This is a genomic window from Streptomyces sp. NPDC002276, assembly GCF_053891435.1.
Genome location: NZ_JBSFCQ010000005.1, coordinates 245,688 through 263,350, shown reverse-complemented (window position 1 = coordinate 263,350; position 17,663 = coordinate 245,688). Strand labels below are relative to the sequence as shown.

16 protein-coding genes are annotated in these 17,663 nt (G+C 70.1%); 12 read left to right on the top strand and 4 right to left on the bottom strand.

Annotation, left to right across the window (positions count from 1 at the left end; genetic code table 11):
- Positions 1-4: 4 nt before the first annotated feature.
- Positions 5-637, bottom strand: a complete 633-nt coding sequence (locus ACWIHT_RS15825) for an NAD(P)-dependent oxidoreductase (protein ID WP_456168459.1) — start codon at positions 635-637, stop codon at positions 5-7.
- Between the two features lie 90 nt (positions 638-727).
- Positions 728-1,177, bottom strand: a complete 450-nt coding sequence (locus ACWIHT_RS15820; protein WP_456168457.1) for an SRPBCC family protein — start codon at positions 1,175-1,177, stop codon at positions 728-730.
- Positions 1,178-1,283: 106 nt separating this feature from the next.
- Here ACWIHT_RS15820 and ACWIHT_RS15815 point away from each other — a divergent pair, with 106 nt between their 5' ends.
- Together ACWIHT_RS15815 and ACWIHT_RS15810 are read left to right on the top strand one after the other, a co-directional pair.
- Entirely contained in the window at positions 1,284-2,423 is a 1,140-nt protein-coding gene (locus ACWIHT_RS15815) for a DUF5937 family protein (protein WP_456168455.1), read from the top strand.
- Between the two features lie 51 nt (positions 2,424-2,474).
- Positions 2,475-3,794, top strand: coding sequence for an MFS transporter (locus tag ACWIHT_RS15810; RefSeq protein WP_456168453.1), 1,320 nt, complete (start codon positions 2,475-2,477; stop codon positions 3,792-3,794).
- A 1,627-nt stretch (positions 3,795-5,421) separates the two neighbouring features.
- On the opposite strand, the gene uidA is transcribed toward ACWIHT_RS15810, so the two are convergent.
- Positions 5,422-7,215: a beta-glucuronidase gene (gene uidA / locus ACWIHT_RS15805; RefSeq protein ID WP_456168451.1), complete on the bottom strand. Its 1,794-nt coding sequence runs from the start codon at positions 7,213-7,215 to the stop codon at positions 5,422-5,424.
- A 258-nt stretch (positions 7,216-7,473) separates the two neighbouring features.
- Here uidA and ACWIHT_RS15800 point away from each other — a divergent pair, with 258 nt between their 5' ends.
- A complete protein-coding gene (locus ACWIHT_RS15800) occupies positions 7,474-8,079 on the top strand; it encodes a TetR/AcrR family transcriptional regulator (RefSeq protein ID WP_456168449.1) in 606 nt (201 codons plus the stop codon).
- A gap of 22 nt (positions 8,080-8,101) precedes the next feature.
- Positions 8,102-9,109 carry a hydroxyacid dehydrogenase gene (locus ACWIHT_RS15795; protein WP_456168447.1) on the top strand — a complete coding sequence of 336 codons (1,008 nt, stop codon included), beginning with the start codon at positions 8,102-8,104 and terminating at the stop codon, positions 9,107-9,109.
- A gap of 7 nt (positions 9,110-9,116) precedes the next feature.
- Here the strand turns inward: ACWIHT_RS15795 and ACWIHT_RS15790 are convergent, their stop codons facing one another.
- Positions 9,117-9,710 carry a TetR family transcriptional regulator gene (locus ACWIHT_RS15790; RefSeq protein ID WP_456168445.1) on the bottom strand — a complete coding sequence of 198 codons (594 nt, stop codon included), beginning with the start codon at positions 9,708-9,710 and terminating at the stop codon, positions 9,117-9,119.
- A gap of 128 nt (positions 9,711-9,838) precedes the next feature.
- On the opposite strand from ACWIHT_RS15790, the gene ACWIHT_RS15785 reads away from it, so the two are divergent.
- The 8 genes from ACWIHT_RS15785 to ACWIHT_RS15750 all read left to right on the top strand — a co-directional run bounded on the left by ACWIHT_RS15785 (position 9,839) and on the right by ACWIHT_RS15750 (position 17,614).
- Entirely contained in the window at positions 9,839-10,609 is a 771-nt protein-coding gene (locus ACWIHT_RS15785) for an SDR family NAD(P)-dependent oxidoreductase (RefSeq protein ID WP_456168443.1), read from the top strand.
- A 49-nt stretch (positions 10,610-10,658) separates the two neighbouring features.
- A complete protein-coding gene (locus ACWIHT_RS15780) occupies positions 10,659-11,393 on the top strand; it encodes an NADPH-dependent F420 reductase (protein ID WP_456168441.1) in 735 nt (244 codons plus the stop codon).
- A gap of 54 nt (positions 11,394-11,447) precedes the next feature.
- Complete coding sequence (locus ACWIHT_RS15775; RefSeq protein ID WP_456168439.1) at positions 11,448-12,329, top strand: LLM class F420-dependent oxidoreductase; 882 nt, start codon at positions 11,448-11,450, stop codon at positions 12,327-12,329.
- Positions 12,330-12,489: 160 nt separating this feature from the next.
- Entirely contained in the window at positions 12,490-13,434 is a 945-nt protein-coding gene (locus tag ACWIHT_RS15770) for an ABC transporter ATP-binding protein (protein ID WP_456168437.1), read from the top strand.
- The gene (locus ACWIHT_RS15765) at positions 13,431-14,237 is read left to right on the top strand and encodes an ABC transporter permease (protein WP_456168435.1); all 807 of its coding nucleotides are present in this window, start codon (positions 13,431-13,433) and stop codon (positions 14,235-14,237) included. The genes ACWIHT_RS15770 and ACWIHT_RS15765 overlap by 4 nt, the downstream gene beginning before the upstream one ends.
- Complete coding sequence (locus tag ACWIHT_RS15760; protein WP_456168433.1) at positions 14,230-15,522, top strand: sensor histidine kinase; 1,293 nt, start codon at positions 14,230-14,232, stop codon at positions 15,520-15,522. Before ACWIHT_RS15765 ends, ACWIHT_RS15760 begins: the two co-directional genes overlap by 8 nt.
- Positions 15,519-16,190, top strand: a complete 672-nt coding sequence (locus tag ACWIHT_RS15755; protein ID WP_456168431.1) for a response regulator — start codon at positions 15,519-15,521, stop codon at positions 16,188-16,190. Before ACWIHT_RS15760 ends, ACWIHT_RS15755 begins: the two co-directional genes overlap by 4 nt.
- A gap of 119 nt (positions 16,191-16,309) precedes the next feature.
- Complete coding sequence (locus ACWIHT_RS15750) at positions 16,310-17,614, top strand: ROK family protein (RefSeq protein ID WP_456168429.1); 1,305 nt, start codon at positions 16,310-16,312, stop codon at positions 17,612-17,614.
- Positions 17,615-17,663: the final 49 nt, after the last annotated feature.

Genomic DNA, 17,663 nt, shown 5'->3' with positions numbered 1-17,663 from the left:
GTGTTCAGCCGTTCCTGGTGAGTACCGCGGTACGTCGGGACCAGGTTCCTTCGACGGCGGCGCCGAGCAGGAACGCGGCGACGTCGGCGCGGGAGATCCTGGGCACGCCGGGGAGACGGTCGAGCCGCTCCAGGTCGATGGCCCGGACCGCCGTGACCGGCTTGTTGGTGAGCAGCACCGGGTAGACGAGTGTCCAGTCCAGGTCCGAGTTGGTGAGGATCCGCTCGCCTGCGGCCTTGTCCGCGAAGGTCGTCCGGCCGCCCTTGTACATGAACCGGAGGATTCCGGAAGCCTTGGCCAGCGAGTCTCCGACGCCGAACGCGGACATGATCAGTACCCGTTTGGTGCCGCTGTCCTGGGCGGCCTGGACGAGCGCCCGCGTGCTGTCGGTGATCAGGTTCGCGGGGTTCTTGGCCTTGCCGATGCCGAGGGTGCTCACCACCGCGTCCACGCCCTTCATGGCCTCGGCCAGCGCGTCGGCGTCGCGGACGTCCCCGGCGACCGCGGTCACCCTCGCCCGGGGGGTGAACCTGGCGGGGTCGCGCACGAACGCGACCACCTCGTGTCCGGCGGCGGTCGCCGCGTCGATGAACAGGCCACCGGTCGTGCCGGAGGCACCGAGGAGGAGGAATCTCATGTCAGTCGTTCCCTTCAGAAGCCTCAACGGGCTTTCGTCCGCTGGTCGGTCGAGGATGTGGTGTCGGTCGAGTCGGCGCCGCCGGTGGCGTCAACGCCCCACCTCGGCCGCGGACTTGGCCTCCGCCCACGCCTTGAGGGGCTGGTTCATCCGCTCGAAGTTCTCCAGCGTCCGGCTGATGACGCCGCTCATCACCGGTATCAGCAGCCCCGAGAAACGCTCGTCCTGGACCACCCGCGTCCCGCCGTCGTACGGCTGGAGGGTGAAGCCGTGGTCACCGCCGAAGAGGCCCGGGACGGGAAGTCCGCCGGCCCAGCGGAGTTCGACGCCCTCCGTCACGGTCGTCACCCGCGCCTTGAAGTTGACCGGTCGTCCCTTGGCGGGCTGCGTCCGGACGGCCAGCGTGGCCCCGACGTAGACCTCGCCCGACAGCGCGCGAATGTACGGATTCCACTCCGGATACCGGGCGAAGTCGGTCAGGACATCCCACACCAGCTCGGGACTCGCGCCGATATGGACGGACGTACTGATCTCTCGCATGCGCCGCTCCTTTCACGAACCTGAAATCCAACTGAGCCATACAATGTCAAGTATGAACCTCAGTGTCAAGTTCGCGCCTTGGGTTCTGCATGGAGGATGAGATGTCATGACGATCGTGTTCCGGGTCCCCGTCGGCGGGGCCGAGCGAGTGGCGTTCGCCTATTCACCGGCGATGGAAGCCGTGCTGAGCCTCCACGTGCTCGTCGAGCCCAGGCACCACCCGGTCCAGCACGGCTGGGTACGGGCGATGCGCGGACTGTCCCCCGCGTTGAAGCGGGAGATCGACGTGTTCGCGTACACGGTGCGCTCGTACTTCCCCGAGTTCCTCTTCCCGCGGCCCACCGGTGGGCTGCCGGACTTCGCGGGCGAACTCGCCGCGTTGCGAACCCTGGATCCGGATCTGGTCCGGCTGGAGTTCGCGGTCCCTCTGCTCACGCCCTGGCCCGGCGACGCCCAGGGCAGGGACCCGCGGATCCTGGACGGGCCGGAGGCCCGGACCCGGCTGCGGGAACTGGCACTGCGGGAGAGCGGCGACGAGGCGCTCGCCGTGATGCTCGTGGACGACCCGCACGCACTGCTGGAGCGGTTCCTCGGCATGCTGGAGCGCTACTGGCGGGAGGCGTTCGAGGACGAATGGGCTCGGATCGAACCCGATCTGGCCGCCGGTGTCAGCGAGGCCGGTCACCAGATCGAACAGCGCGGTCTCTACGGCATGCTCCGCGGCCTGTGGCCAGAGGTGCGCAGCGACCCCCGCACCGAGAGCTTCTGGCTGGAGCGCCCGCACGGCCACGAGGTCCTCATCGGCCCGGACGACACGTTCGTGCTCGCTCCCAGCACCTACGTCTGGCCGCACGTACGCGTCAACTGCGACGGCCCCTGGCCGCTCGGACTCGTCTTCCCCGTCTCGTCCATCGCCAGGGAGGCCCGCCCGAGGATTCCGCCCGCACAACTCGTCGGCATCCTCCGGGCGCTCGCCGACGACACCCGGTTGCGCGCCCTGCGGCTGATCGCCGAACGCCCGCGCAGCACCCAGGAGTTGGCTCCGCTGGTCGGCATCAGCGAGGCGGCTCTGTCCAAACACCTGCGCGTCATGGCCGACGCGGGACTGCTGGAGCGCCGACGCGAGGGCTATTACGTCCTCTACCGGCTCGCTCCCGGGCGACTGGCGGGCCTCGGCCCCAGTCTGGACGACTTCCTGCACAGCGATGAACACAGCGACGAACACCGCCACGGACGCGGCGATTAGCTCTCTGCCTAATAAGTAGTTCGCGGGTGGCAGGGATCCCACAGTGGTGGCATGTCACTGCTGAAGGACCGCGACTTCCTGCTCCTTTTCGCCGGTCAGGGCGTCTCGCGCTTCGGCGACGGTCTGTACACCGCCGCGACCGCCTGGCTGGCCTGGTCCCTGACGAAGGACCCGGCCGCCGTGGCTCTGGTGAGCGTCTCCGCGTTCGCGCCGGCGTTCGTGGCCACGTTCGTCGTCGCTTCCTACGCCGACCGCCACGACCGCCGCAAGCTGATGATCGCCAGCGATCTGGCCCGGCTGGCCGTGGTCGCGGGAGCCGTGGCGCTGTTGTCCTTCGGGCTGCTGAACCTGCCCCTGCTCATGGCGACGACGGCGCTGCTCGCCCTGATCGGCGCCCCGTTCGCGCCGGCCCGCAACGCCATCGTCACGCAACTCGTGCCGGTCGACCGCCTCCAGCAGGCCAACGGGCTGCTACAGGTGGCCTTCAGAGCCGCGTTCTTCATCGGCCCGCTGATGCTCGCGCCTCTGTTGGCCCACGGTTCGCTCCGACTGGTCCTGGTGGTCGACGGACTCACCTTCGTGGTCTCGGCGGGCGCGGTGGCGGCCATCCGCGTGGAACGCCCGACGTGGACCGGCGCTCAGGCGGGGCTGTGGTCCGACCTCGGGGCCGGTCTGAAGGCCGTACGAGCCGCTCCCGATGTGCTGGTGGTCATCGTGACCTTCGTACTCGCGCTCGCCCTGGCCAACGGTTTCCTGACGGTCGGACTGGTCACCGTCGTAGGACAGGGCGGCCGGTACGGCCTGCTGCTGGGGATCTCCGGGGTGGCCGAAGTGATCGGGGCGCTGTTGCTGGCCCGCCTGCCCATCCGCAGGCTCGCGCTCGCGGCGGTGCTCGCCTGGGCCGTGCTCGGAATCTTCCGTGCTCCGCTGGGGGCCGTCACCTCCACCACGGTGGCCGCCGTTCTCCTGGCCGCCACCGGCATGGCTTCGGCGCTCACCGACATCCCACTGATCGCGCTCGTGCAACAGCGGGTTCCGGCCCACCACTTGGCCAAGGCACTGGGCCTGTGGGAGGCCGGGGTCGCCGGCGCCCTGGCGGTCTCGCCCCTCGTGGCCTCGACCGCGATCACCCTGGCCGGCGCGAAGGACGCCTTTCTGCTCTCCGGCGCCGCGCTCGTGATGCTCGCGGTGACCGCGGCCCTCGTCCTCGCGCGCGTCAGCCCGGGGCGGCCGGGAGAGGGGCCACCGTTCGCTGGATGTTCAGCAGATCCCTCGCTCCGGCCAACTCGACCCCGAAGGCGAGGTGTTCGGACTCCAGATCGCCGCCGAACTCATTGCCAAGTCCTGATCCGGGCTGTGGGAGACCGGTGATGCCCGCGGTGAGAGAACGAGGGGCCGCGTCCGACACCTCGACGCAGACGGTCCGCTCGCCGGTGACGGTCACACCCCAGTGCACGGTCCGGGCGCCGTAGCGGGGGCCCGCGTCGAACGCGCCTCCGGGGACACCGACGGTGTTGGTCAGCGTGATGTCCGAGCGCAGGTTCTCGAACGGCATCTGGCGGTGGGAGTCGAAGGTGCCCGTCCGCATCCGGCCGTGCCGGTAGACGTTGCCGCTGGAGAGGCCCTCCAGGTTGAGCCCGTGGAAGTAGGCGCCCGCCACGACCGGGACCGAGAAGTCCTCGATGAGGAAGTTCTCGATGAGGTTGTCGTGGGACTGCACCCGGCAGATGACGAAGTGGTGACTGGCCCGGCCCCGGTTCGAAATGCCCGACAGGGTGCACGACTTGGCGCTGGTCATGGCGAACGCGCAGTCTGCGTTGGCCACTCGGATGTTCGTGGCCCAGCAGTCGTGGACGGCCTGGAAGCAGACTCCGTTGGACCCCGGGTTGAGGTTGTGCGCGGTCTGGGGCAGGAGTGCGTTCTCGATGGTCAGGTTCTCGACACCGCTGTCGTGCACGGTCGGCCCCAAGGACCGCAGCCGGGCGGGGGTCTCCCGGTGAACGGTGATCCGGAGGGGCTGCTCGATCCTGACCGTGCGCGACGTGAGCACCTCCGTCACGACGACCGGCCACTGCCAGGTCCGATAGCCGAGGAGGGCCCGCGCCGCGGTGTCCCAGTCGTACGTCGTCGCACCCGTGACGTCCCCCGCCATCTCCCGCAGCAGGCGGTGGTCGCGGACGTTGTCGACCTCGACGAGCACCATCTCGCCGGGGGTGAGCTGTGAGCTGTCGTCGACGAGGAGTACGTCCGATCCCCGGGCGGCGGGCTCCAGCGAGGTCAACACCGGCCCGGCGAGCCATTGTTCGGTACCGGGCGCGGCGGTCCAGTTCGCGGCCTTCGACTCGGCGAAGCGCTCGCGTGCCACGAAGAACACCTGGCCGCCGGTCCACGACCAGATGCTCTGGGGGCCCGCGTAGGCCCGCCCGATGCTCTGCTCCAGCGGCCGGGAGAAGTACAGGGTGGTCCGGTCGGTGCCCGCGCCGCGCAGCACGACGTGCGAGTCGTGCACGAACAGTGGGTTGTCCAGGACGTAGCGTCCGGCTTCGAGCTTCAGAACGCCTCCGCCGCGTGCTCCCAGCTCGTCAAGTGCCGCTTGCAGCAGGCCACTTACGTCCCCGGACCGGCCCGGCCGGACGCCGAGGGCCGCGGCGGACACCACACGTGCACCGGCGGCGGCGCGGGGCCGACGGGCGCCTCGGCGATGGCCGACCCGCCGCCAGTCACCGAGCAGGGGGTGCGTCGAGGGTGACTGCGCCCAGGCATCGACGGTCTTGGTGACCTCCTGGGGGAGCTTCGCCGCGTGCCAGTTGGGCGGTGTGGCCGCCATGGCCGTAGAGGCGCTTTGGGCCACCGTCACGACGGCCGCCGTAGCGGCGAGGACGGACCGTCGACTGACTCTCGATAACCGACCTTCGGCATCGGAACTCCCTTGAATACGAACGTCGTTGTCTCTTTCTGCTGCCATGTCCGCTCCCTTGGGGACGACTTGAGTGGGGTATCAGTCCACGTGCGGTTTGCCACCGCCGAGTTGTGCCCAACGGGCACGGAGTGCGTGGGCGGATGCCTTGGGACGACGGTCGCGGGTGAAGACGCCCTTCTTGTTGCCGTCGACGCGGTGCACTCCGTGCGAGGTCTGGAAGTCGGCGAAGCTCCAGACGTGTTCGCCGATGACGGCCTCGACGCGGTCGAACGCGCGGTGGTTGGCCTCCAGGAAACCGAGCTGGTACTCCTCGGTCCACGGCGTGTCCCACACGGAGTGCAGCCCGGGCAGGGCGTCGGCGCCGTACTCGGTCATGAGGATGGGCTTGCCGAACTTCGCGACCCAGGCGTGCAGTTCGGCTTCCATGGCGGTCTCGGCGGTGGCGAGGTCGCCGGTCGCGAGGTACCAGCCGTGGTAGCGGTTGAGGCAGACGAGGTCGAAGAGGTCGGCGATGTGGTCGTTCTCGTACGTCGTGAACAGCGAGGCGGTGTAGGCGAGCGGGCGTGACGGGTCGAGTTTCCGGGTGAGTTCGACGAGCGGCTCGAAGTAGTCGCGGGAGCCCTCCTCGTGGGACGCCGGCTCGTTCGAGAGGCACCACATCACCACGCTGGGGTGGTTCTTGTCGCGGGCGATCAGCTCGCGGATCGCCTGGGCGTGGGCGGCGCGGGTCTCGTCGTTGAGCGTGTCGTCCGAGAACGTGGGCCGGTGCGGTCGTCCTCCGGCGAGTCCTCCCTCGACGGCGAGGTTGAGGCCGACAGCGGCGGTCTCGTCGATGACGACGATGCCGTGCCGGTCGGCGAAGTCGAGCACCTCCTCGGCGTACGGATAGTGCGAGGTGCGGAAGGAGTTGGCGCCGATCCACTCCAGGAGCTGGAAGTCGTGCACGAGGTAGGCGTCGTCGTGGCCCTTCCCCCGCACGGGCGCGTCCTCGTGTTTGCCGAAGCCGGTGAAGTAGAAGGGCTCACCGTTGATGAGGAACTTCCCGTCCCCGATCTCGACCGTGCGCACTCCGAACGGTTGCGTGTAGGTGTCGAGGATCCGGTCCCCGTCGGTGATCTCGGCGACGAGACCGTAGAGGTACGCCGCGCCCGGTCGCCACGGTGTCACGGCGTCGATCCGCAGAGTGCCGCTTGGGCCGTCGGCCGACGCCACCTCGGTGCCCGTGGCGTCGAGGACACGGACGCGTACCGACGCCGACTCGCTGGTGTCGACCGAGTAGTCGACGGTTCCGGTCCTGCCGTCGAGCCCCGTGGTGACCGTGATGTCGGCGATGTGCACGGCGGGGACGCTGTGGAGCCACACCGAGCGGGCCAGGCCCGCGTAGTTGTAGAAGTCGTGCAGGTACTTCTGCCGGCGTCGGCCGTCCTGGTCGACGGTGATCGTGCCGGGCGGGATGGTGGTGTCGGTGAGTTCGTTGCTCACCGCGACCGTGAGCCGGAACTCCCCGCCAGGGCTTACGTGTTCGGTGATGTCCGCCTCGAACGGCGTGTAGCCGCCGGTGTGTTGGGCCACGGCGACGTCGTCGACGTACACCGTGCCCTCGTGCGTGGCGGCCTCCAGCCGCAGGACGATCCGCTCCCCCGCCCACCCCCGCGGTACGCGCACCTGGCGCTGGTACCACACCTGACCGACGTGGTCACGGATCGCGGGATCGGTGAACAGGTCGTTGTAGCTGGCGGGTACGGCGGCTTCGAGGGTCGTGTCGAGTGGGCCGGTCCAGGGCCGGGGACCGACGGCGGTGTCCGTGGCGAACCGCCACAGGCCGTCGAGCCGCACGAGTTCGCGGGTGGCGGAGGAGCGGGGCTTCAACATGCGGAATGCCTCCGAGTGCGGGTGGGGCAACGCTCAGTGCGGCTCATCCAACCAACACTTACCAGTTGGTTGGTTTTCACGAGAGAACGTAGGACTCGCGCAGGGCCCCCGGGAAGAGCGCGAACACCCCCGTGATCAGAGCGTTACATTCCGCTCCAGCCGCCCTTCACACAAATTCCGACCGCGTGGTAATGATTGGCAGGACAGTCGCAGCCGGGAGTCACCGGCGGTGAGACCTCCGGGGAAGGTGGGCCGAGCGTGAGTCAGACAGGGGCACGCGGGCCCTACGCGAAGACGGCGACCCGCCGGGCCGACATCGTGCGGGCGGCGCGCGACAGTTTCGCCGAACGCGGTTACGCGAGCGCCTCGTTGCGTGACATCGCGGAGCGGGCCGGGATCACCCACGCCGGGCTCCTCCACCACTTCCGCAGCAAGGACGAACTACTCACCGCCGTACTCGCCCAGCGCGACACCGAGGAGTGGGAGCAGGGCGAGGCGCGGGTCAACGGCCGCCTGGAGGCCATGGCGCCCTATCTCGCCGAACTGCTGCGACACCACCAGACGGCGCCCGAGCTGATGCGCCTGTGGATCGAACTCGCCGCGGCGGCCTCCCGGCCGGACCACCCCGCTCACGACTACTTCGTGGATCGCTTCGAGCGAGGCCGGGCCCAGTTCGCGCAGGGTGCTCATGAGCACCTGGAGGAGGGACCACTCCGGGAGGGCCTGTCCCCGGAAGTCGCGGCCGTGCTCTTCCAGGCCACGCTCAACGGCCTGCAATTGCAGTGGCTGCTCGACCCCGAACTGGACATCGTCCAGCCGCTCGACGCCTTCCTGAATCTGATCTACACCCCGCGCGACACCTGACCGGCACTCGTGAGGAATCCGTATGCCCGCCGCACTGCTCGCCTTCGCACCGCCCTTCCTGCCCGGGCTGTTCCCCCCACCGACGCTCCGCCGACTCCAGGAACTGGTCCGGGTGGACGCCGATCTGGCCGTCATGGACTTCCACGATCCGGCGATGGCCGACCCGCTGGCGGACACGGAGTTCCTGATCACCGGCTGGGGCTGCCCACCCATCGACGAGGACGTCCTGCACAAGGCACCGAAGCTGCGCGCCGTCCTGCACACGGCGGGCAGCGTGCGCGGCATCGTCACGGACGCCTGCTGGGCACGTGGTCTCGCGGTGTCGAGCGCCGCGTCGGCCAATGCCCTGCCGGTGGCGGAGTACACGCTGGCCGCCGTCCTCTTCGCGGGCAAGGACGTGTTCGGCCTGCGCGAGCGCTATCGGACCGACGGTTCCCACCCGCGGTTCGTCGATTTCGCCGGTGACGCCGGACTGGGCAACCACGGTCGCGGTGTCGGGATCATCGGCGCGTCGAGAGTGGGGCGGCGGGTGCTCGAACTACTGCGTCCGTTCGACTTCCGCATTCTGCTGAGCGACCCGTACACGACCGCGGCGGAGGCTCAGGGACTCGGCGCCGAGCTGGTTCCCCTCGACACGCTGCTGCGCGACAGCGACATCGTGAGCGTGCACGCACCGCTCATCCCGGAGACGCGCGGGATGCTGGACCGGCGACGGCTCGCGCTGATCCGGGACGGTGCCACGCTGATCAACACCGCGCGCGGAGCGCTGATCGACCCCGAGGCTCTCACCGAGGAGTTGACGAGCGGTCGCCTGCGCGCGGTGCTGGACGTCAGCGAACCCGAGCCGCTGCCGGCCGACTCGCCGCTGCACCAACTGCCCAACGTCTTCCTCACACCGCATGTCTCAGGATCCGCGGGCAACGAACTCGAACGTCTTGGCCGCACCGCCGTCGAGGAGGTGGCCCGGCTCACCGCCGGGCTACCGCTCGCACATCCGGTGTCGCGTTCCGACCTGGCCCGGATCGCCTGAGGTCCGCTCAGCTCGGCGAGAGTGCGGCGAACGCCTCGTCCAGCAGAGCCACGAGGTCGTGTTCACCGTCGGACGCGGTCCAGTGGTCCAGGGCGATGTTCAGGCAGTCCAGGGCCGCCGCGGTCTTCACCGTCAGCGCCAATGTGACAGTTCTCGGCGGATCGGTACGTTCGGCGAGGGCCTGGGCCAGGGGTGAGCGCCAGCTGTTCTGCTTCTCCAGCTGCCGCGAGCACAGGGCCGGGGTGTCCATGATGAGCCGCGTCGCGGCGAGCGCCTCGACCGGGTCCTGGCCGTACGGCTCGATGAGCGTGTCCAGCGAGCGTCTCAGCGCGGTCCAGTCGTCCTCCTCGGCGGGCCGCGCCCGCAGAGCGTCGGCGAGCATCTCGCCCTGCGCCTCGACGGCGCCGAGGACGGCGTCCTCCTTGGTCCCGAAGTACCTGATGAAGGTACTGCGGGACACTCCGGCGGCTGCCGCCAGATCATCGACGGTCACCCTGTCGAAGCCCTCGCGGCGAATCAGCTGATAGGCCGCCTGCGCCAGCTCCGACCGCACGGCAGCCCGTGCGATGTCTCTCGTCTTCGTACGTGGTCCTCCGGTCACCTCGCGATCGTACCTCTCACTCGGACCTGCCCCGCATCCTTGGCCTATAGTGGCTGGTGTGACACTGAGTTTCATATATAGATGATGAAGTCATCAGTGGCTTTCCACTCCAGGACGGGAGCGACCCCATGAGGGGCATCAGGGGCAAGAGGATCGTGATAGCCGGTGGCGCCACCGGCATCGGTGCCGCCACGGCCGAGCGGCTGGCCGAGGAAGGCGCCTCGGTCGTCGTCGGCGACATCGACCTCACAGCGGCCGAGGCCACCACCAAGGGCATCACCGAGGCGGGCGGAACCGCGATCGCGATCGAGTTCGACCTCGGCGACGAGACGTCGATCCAGGCTCTCGCCTACCGGGCAGCGGTGGAGTTCGGCGGCATCGACGGTCTCCTCAACGTCGGAGCCGACCTCTCGGCCGAGACCATGGACCGCGACACCGACCTCTTGGACATGGACCCGGCGGTATGGCGCCGCACCCACGAGGTGAACCTCCTCGGCTCCGCCCTCACCTGCCGGGCCGTCCTTCCGCATCTGCTCGGGCAGGGCGGCGGAGTCATCGTCAACACGTCCTCCGGCGCGGCCTGGGTCGGCGAGCCCACCCGCCCCGCCTACGCCGCCTCCAAGGCCGGCATCAACGCGCTGACCCGGCACATAGCCTCCCGCTGGGGCAAGGACGGCATTCGCTGCAACGTCCTCGCCCCCGGCATGGTCCTCAGCGAGCAGTTCCTGCGGGCCCTGGACCAGGAGCAGTTGGACCACGCTCTCGAAATCGGCCGAAGCCCCCGCCTGGGCGAGCCCGCGGACCTGGCCGGTGCGGCCGCCTTCCTCTTCTCCGACGACGCGGCCTGGATCAACGGCCAGTCCTGGTCGATCGACGGCGGCGCGAGCCTCCGCGGCTGAGCCCACACCCGCACCCATACATCCGTACACCCGCGAAAGAGAGACACCCATGACGAAGACCCTCGGACTCATCGGCGCCGGCATGATCGGCGGTGCCCTGGCCCGCCTCGCCGTCGCCGCCGGCCTGGACGTCGTACTGAGCAACTCCCGCGGTCCCGAGAGCCTCGCCGACCTGATCGCCGAGCTCGGCCCGCGGGCCCGCGCGGCCACCCCCGCCGAGGCCGCCGAAGCGGGTGACCTGGTCGTCGCGACCATCCCGCTGAGCGCCTACGCCAAGCTTCCCGCCACCGCCCTGGCCGGCCGGACGGTGCTCGACACGATGAACTACTACCCGGACCGCTTCGGCCACATCGCCGAGCTGGACACGAGCGACCTGAGGTCGAGCGAGCTGGTGCAGGGACACCTGGCCGACTCACATGTGGTCAAGGCGTTCAACAACATCGACTTCGCGCGGCTGTTCAGCCTGGCGCGGCCCGCCGGCGCCGACGACCGCAGCGCCCCGCCCATCGCCGGCGACAGCGCGGACGCCAAGGCGGAGGCGACCGCCCTGCTGGACCTGCTCGGCTACGACGCCGTGGACATCGGCACCCTCGCCGACAGCTGGCGCAGCGAGCCGGGCACCCCGGTCTACGTCGAGCCGTACTTCAACGCCAAGCCCACCGAGGGGCTGAGCCAGGAGGAGATGTACGGCTGGTACGTGCGGACACCCGGTACGCCGGTCCCCGCCGACCAGGTGAGGACACTGGCCGACTCGGCCGTCCGCGCGACCCCCGACCAGGCCTGATCGCCACGCCACGCACCAGCACGGCTTACCACGAGTTGCTACGAGGAGACTGACATGCGGCTGGGGATGAACGTCGTCGGGTTCGACGGATCGAACGAATCCAAGGGCCTCGGGGCGGAGTTGGCAGCGGTCGGCGCCGCCGCCGAAGCGGCCGGGGTCGGGTGGATATCGGTGATGGACCACTACTTCCAGATGGACGAGATCGGCGGCCCCGAGAGTCCCATGCTGGAGGCCTACACCACCCTTTCCTTCCTCGCCGCGCACACCTCCACGGTCCAACTCGGCGCGCTGGTAACCGGGGTGACGTACCGTCATCCCGGCCTATTGGCCAAGATCGTCACGACGCTCGACGTCCTGTCCGGCGGCCGGGCCACGCTCGGTATCGGTGCGGCCTGGTACGAGCGCGAACACCTCGGCCTCGGTGTGCCGTTCCCGCCGACGGCCGAACGGTTCGAGCGTCTGGAGGAGACCCTGCGGATCTGCCTCCAGATGTGGGACCCCGAGGCCAACGGGCCCTTCGAGGGCAAGCACTACCGACTCGCCGAGACCCTGAGCGTTCCCGCGCCGGTGAGCACCCCGCACCCCGAGATCATGATCGGCGGCAACGGAGAGAAGAAGACGCTGCGGCTGGTCGCCCAGTACGCGGACGCCTGCAACCTCATCACGTTCGGCCACACCGAGGCCGCGCGGAAGCTCGACGTACTGCGCCGCCACTGCGACAACCTGGGCCGGGACTACGAACGGATCCGCAAGACCGCCGTCTACGGAGGCCCCACCCTCCGCGAGGGCGACCTCGACGCCTTCACCCGGGAGATGGCCCGGTACGCGGCACTCGGCATCGACACCGTGATGGTCTCCCCGCCCGTCACCGAACCGGCCCGCTGGATCGAGGACCACGCCACCCCCGCCGTACACCGGCTCGCCGAACTCGGCTGAGTCCGCGATCCCGGAGCGGAGGACGACCTCGCGCTGCCCACCCACGGAACGTGTCGTACTGCGTTCGCGGTACGGCAGGTGTCCGCAACGGGGCGACGACCAGGGGCCGTTGAAAGGCGACGGTTGAGCCCGAACACCTTTCACCGTCGGAGGAAGCAACATGATCGAGGTCAACAACCTCAGCAAGAGGTACGGCGAGAAGCTCGCGGTCGACGCGCTGAGCTTCTCCGTACGGCCGGGGGTCGTGACCGGCTTCCTCGGTCCCAACGGGGCGGGGAAGTCGACGACCATGCGCATGATCATGGGGCTGGACCGGCCGACGTCGGGCACGGTCACCGTCAACGGGAAACCGCACGTGCGGCACGCGGCACCGCTCCACGAGATCGGCGCGCTGCTGGAGGCCAAGGCCGTCCACCCCGGCCGCTCCGCGTATCACCACCTACGGGCCCTCGCCGCCAGCAACGGCATAGGAACAGAACGGGTGTTGGAGGTCATCGACCTGGTCGGCCTCAAGGATGTCGCGCGCAAGCGGGCCGGGGCCTTCTCCCTCGGTATGGGGCAGCGGCTGGGCATCGCCACGGCGCTCCTCGGGGATCCGAAGACGATCATCCTGGACGAGCCGGTCAACGGCTTGGACCCGGAGGGCGTGCTGTGGATCCGCAACGTCCTCAAGGGACTTGCCGAGCGCGGCCGTACGGTCCTCGTCTCCTCGCACCTGATGAGCGAGATGGCGGTGACGGCCGAGGACCTCATCGTGATCGGACGCGGCCGGCTGCTGTCGGCCGGTCCCATCGCCGACTTCATCGCCCGCTCGTCCAGGCGCAGCGTCCAAGTGCACTCGCCCGAGGCCGCGCGACTGCGGGACGTACTGCTGGGCGACGGCGTGACGGTGAGCAGTGCCGAGGCCGGCGTACTCGACGTGGAGGGTCTTGAGGCGTCCGAGATCGGGGAACGCGCGGCCCGCGCGGGCCTCGTCCTGCACTACCTCGCGCCCAGGGAGGCGTCCCTGGAGGAGGCGTTCATGGAGATCACCCATGACTCCGTCGAGTACCACGCGGGCTCGGCCCAGGCGCCGCTCGCCGCCCAGGGAGGAACGAGCCGATGAGCGCCAACACACTTGCCGGGACCGCGAGTTCGAGGGTCACCCTGCCGCACGTCGTCCGTATGGAGTGGATCAAGTTCTGGTCGCTGCGGTCCACCTTCTACACCCTCTCCATCGCCGCCGTGGTCACCGTGGGCCTCGGCCTGGTGTCCTCCCTCGTGGTGAAGGCGAACGGTGACGGTCCCCGGCTGGAGGACCCGACGTGGAACAGCCTCTACGGCGTCACGATGGCGGCGCTGGCCACGGCGGTGGTCGGGGTGCTCATGGCCACCGGCGAGTACGCCACCGGCACCATCCGCTCCACGCTCTCCGCCGTCCCGGCCCGCCTGCCGGTGCTGTGGGCCAAGGTGACGGTGTTCGCCGCGGGCAGCCTCGCGTTCACGTTCGCCGCGAGCCTCGTGTCGTTCCTGGCCGGTCAGGCGATCCTGGCCTCCCGCGGTCTCCCGGGCGCCTCCTTGGCCGACCCCGGCGCCCTGCGGGCCGTCATCGGTGCGGCCGTCTACCTGACCGGTGCCGGTCTGGTCGGCCTCGCGGTGGGCGTCCTGCTGCGCAACACCGCCGGGTCGATCACGGCCGTGGTCGGTGTGCTGTTCCTGGTGCCGAGCGTGCTGCGGCTGCTGCCCGGGAGCATCAGCGACGCCGTCTTCCCGTATCTGCCGATGAACGCCGCGCAGGCGTTCATCACCGACCAGACCGGCGGCAGCGGTGACGCGCTGGAGCCGTGGGCCGGGCTCGGAGTCTTCGTCTGCTTCCTCGCCGTCCTGCTGACGGGTGCGGCGGCCCTGCTCAAGCGGCGCGATGCCTGACCTGTACGGCGTGGCCGCGTCGCCCGACCGCCTCACGGCACCGGGCGGCGCGGCCACGCCGTACGCCGGGACGGTGAAGCGCGCGGTGGCCCTGCGGAAGGCGATCCGGGCCCACCCGTACCGCTTCGACGCCCTCCTCGCGGCGGCGATCGCCAGTTTCGCGACAGTGCTGAACACGCTGGGCAAGTCGGGGCGAACCCCCTCGGCCGGTGACGCCGTAGCCGCCGGCGTCACTTTCATGCTGCTGCTCACCCGCCGCCGGGCACCGCTCACCGTGCTCGCTCTCGCCCTGCTCGGGGCGGTGACCTCGGTCGTGGCCGGGCCCTCGACCGCGCACCTGCTTGAGTCCACGGCGATGATCGCGCTGTACACCGTCACCGCCGAGGCCCAGCCGCGACGCGCGGCCGTCGCCACCGTCGGCGCGATCGCCGCGCTCTACGTCGCCAACGCCTGGACCGCGGGTTCGGCCGTCAACGGGGAGACCTTCGGGGTGGTCGCCTTCGTCGGGATGACCGCCGCCATCGGTTTCAGCGTGCGCACCTGGCGCGCCTACGTCACCGCCGCCGAGGAACGGGCCACTCGCGCCGAAGCGACGCTGGAGGAGGAGGCCCGCCGCCGGGTCGCCGAGGAACGACTGCGCATCGCCAGGGAGTTGCACGATGTGATCGCCCACCACATCGCCCTGATCAACGTTCAGGCCGGTGTCGCCAGCCACCTCGCGCGCACCCAGCCGGACAAGGTCGAGATCGCCCTCGGCCACATCCACGAGGCGGGCAGCACGGTACTCGACGAGCTGGGCCAACTCCTTTACGTGCTGCGCCGGTCCGACGACGAGCCCCTGCCGACCGAACCTCTCCCGGGCCTGTCCCGCCTCGGCCAGCTCCTCGAATCGTTCGTCGCCGCCGGTCTCGCCGTCCGGCAGCAAGTCGCGGGCGAAGCGCGCCCGTTGCCGCCCGCCACCGACCTGGCCGCGTACCGGATCATCCAGGAAGGACTCACCAACGCCCACAAGCACGGCGGCTCGTCCGGTGCCCAACTCCTCCTGGAATACGGGCCGAACGCGCTGCACATCACCATCCGCAACACGATGCGCGCCGGGCCGACCGGTGGCACCGGCACGGGGCACGGCCTCACCGGCATCCGCGAACGGGCCCAGGCGACGGGTGGCGCCCTGTCCGCAGGTCCCGAGCCCGACGGCACGTTCCGCCTCCGGGTACGGCTCCTGCTGCCCGACCACCCACAGCCCGCGATCTCGGCACCTGCCGCCGAAGGAGTCCCGACATGACCATCCGCGTCCTGGTGGCCGACGACCAACCGGTGATCCGCGCCGGATTCCGCATGCTCATCGAGGCGGAACCCGACCTGGAGGTCATCGGCGAGGCGGGGACCGGCCGCGAGGCCGTCTCCCTGGCCCGCGGTACCTGGGACCACCGCCCGGATGTCGTCCTGATGGACATCCGCATGCCCGACATGGACGGCCTCGAAGCCACCCGGATCATCGCCGCCGCCCCCGAACTCGCCGAGGTGAAGGTCCTGATCCTCACCACCTTCGAGGCCGACGAGTACGTCTTCGAGGCCCTGCGCGGCGGTGCGAGCGGATTCCTCGGCAAGGGAGTCCAGCCGGCCGCCCTGCTCGACGGGATCCGTACCGTGGCGCACGGGGAGCAGCTCCTCTCCCCGAAGGCCACCAGGGCACTCATCGCCCACTACCTGGCCCGCCCCGTCCACGCACCGCGGCCGGTGCCGCTCGGCATGGACCGCCTCACGGATCGGGAGCGCGAGGTCCTCGGCCTGGTCGCCGTAGGCCTGTCCAACGACGACATCGCGAAACAACTCGTCGTGTCGCCGTACACGGCGAAGACACATGTCAACCGGATCATGACCAAGGTGGGAGCACGCGACCGGGCCCAACTGGTCGTCGTCGCTTACCAGTCGGGCTTCGCCGCACTTTAGACCGGGTCCTGCGTGGCGTGCCGGTCGGCTTCTCCGAGGCGGCGCCCACCTGGCACGATGTCATGTGAACGTGACAGCGGCCGGTGGCGTCGCGGCCCGGCCGACGGAGAGAGCACTGCATGAACGACCACACGCAGACCCTCTCGCTGGTCCTGAGCATGATCAGGAGCGAAGCGGGCATGACCCGGCCCGAGCTCGGTCGCCGGAGCGGACTGGGCCGCACGATCATCACGCAACGGGTGGACCACGCGATCAGGGTGGGGCTCGTGGTCGAGGGCGAGTCGGCGCCGTCCACGGGTGGTCGGCCCTCGCGGATCCTGCGGATCGCGCCCGGTCGCGGTGTCGTCCTGGGCGCGGTGTTCGGCGCCGCCCATCTGCACGTCGCGGTGACGGACCTCGACGGGACCGTCATCGCCGACCGGCGCGGGGCGTGGGACATCGAGCGTGGTCCCGAGGCATCCCTGGCCACCCTGGTGGAGGTGTCCGCCCAACTCCTGACCCCGGAGCTGCAAGCCCGGCTGTGGGGGGTGTGCGTGGGCGTGCCCGGTCCGGTCGACTTCGCGCGCGGTGTCCCCGTCCAGCCGCCGATCATGGCCGGCTGGCACGGCTTCCCCCTCCGCGACCGGCTGGAAGCCCGCTACGGCGTGCCGGCCTGGGTCGACAACGACGCCAACCTGATGGCGCTGGGCGCCTGGAGCAGGACACGGGAATCGGCCGGTGACAACGTCCTGCTCGTCAAGGCGAGCACCGGGATCGGCCTGGGCCTGATCTCCGGGGGGCGCCTGCACCGGGGAGCGCGCGGTGCCGCCGGAGACCTCGGGCACACCATCGTCGCCGAGGAGTCCCGCCACCGATGCCGGTGCGGCAAGTTCGGCTGTCTGGAGGCGTACGCGGGCGGGTGGGCGCTGGCCCGGGACGCGCGTTCCGCGGCCCTGGCGGGGCGGAGCGCCTTCCTCGCGGAGCGGCTGGAGCGGCTGGAGCGTCCGGATGGGGCTCTGGCCGTCACCGACGTGCTCGACGGCTGCCGGGCCGGAGACCTGGTGTGCACCGAACTCGTCACCAGGGCAGGCGAGTTGGTGGGTGCCCAACTGGCAACTCTCGTCAGCGTGTTCAATCCGTCGACAGTCTGTCTCGCTGGGACGCTGGCGCGGGCGGGCGACGTGTTCCGCGGCCCCGTCGTGGACGCCGTGGCCCGACGGTCCCTGCCTCTGGCCACGGACCAACTCCACTTCGCCGATGAGGCGTTGGACCGCTCTGACGGAGTCGTCGGAGCGGCCACGCTCGCCACGGACGAACTGCTGCACCCCGACTTGCTCAGCCGGTGGCTCCCGCGGGGCGACCCGCGCGGAGCCCGCGCGCGAGGCGAGAAGATCACCGACCCCGTCCGCCTCGACGCCGCCCCGCCGACGAACTCGGCACGCTGAGCCCGCACTTGTAACTCGTGGCGGGCTCCTCGAACCCCGGAAACGCCTG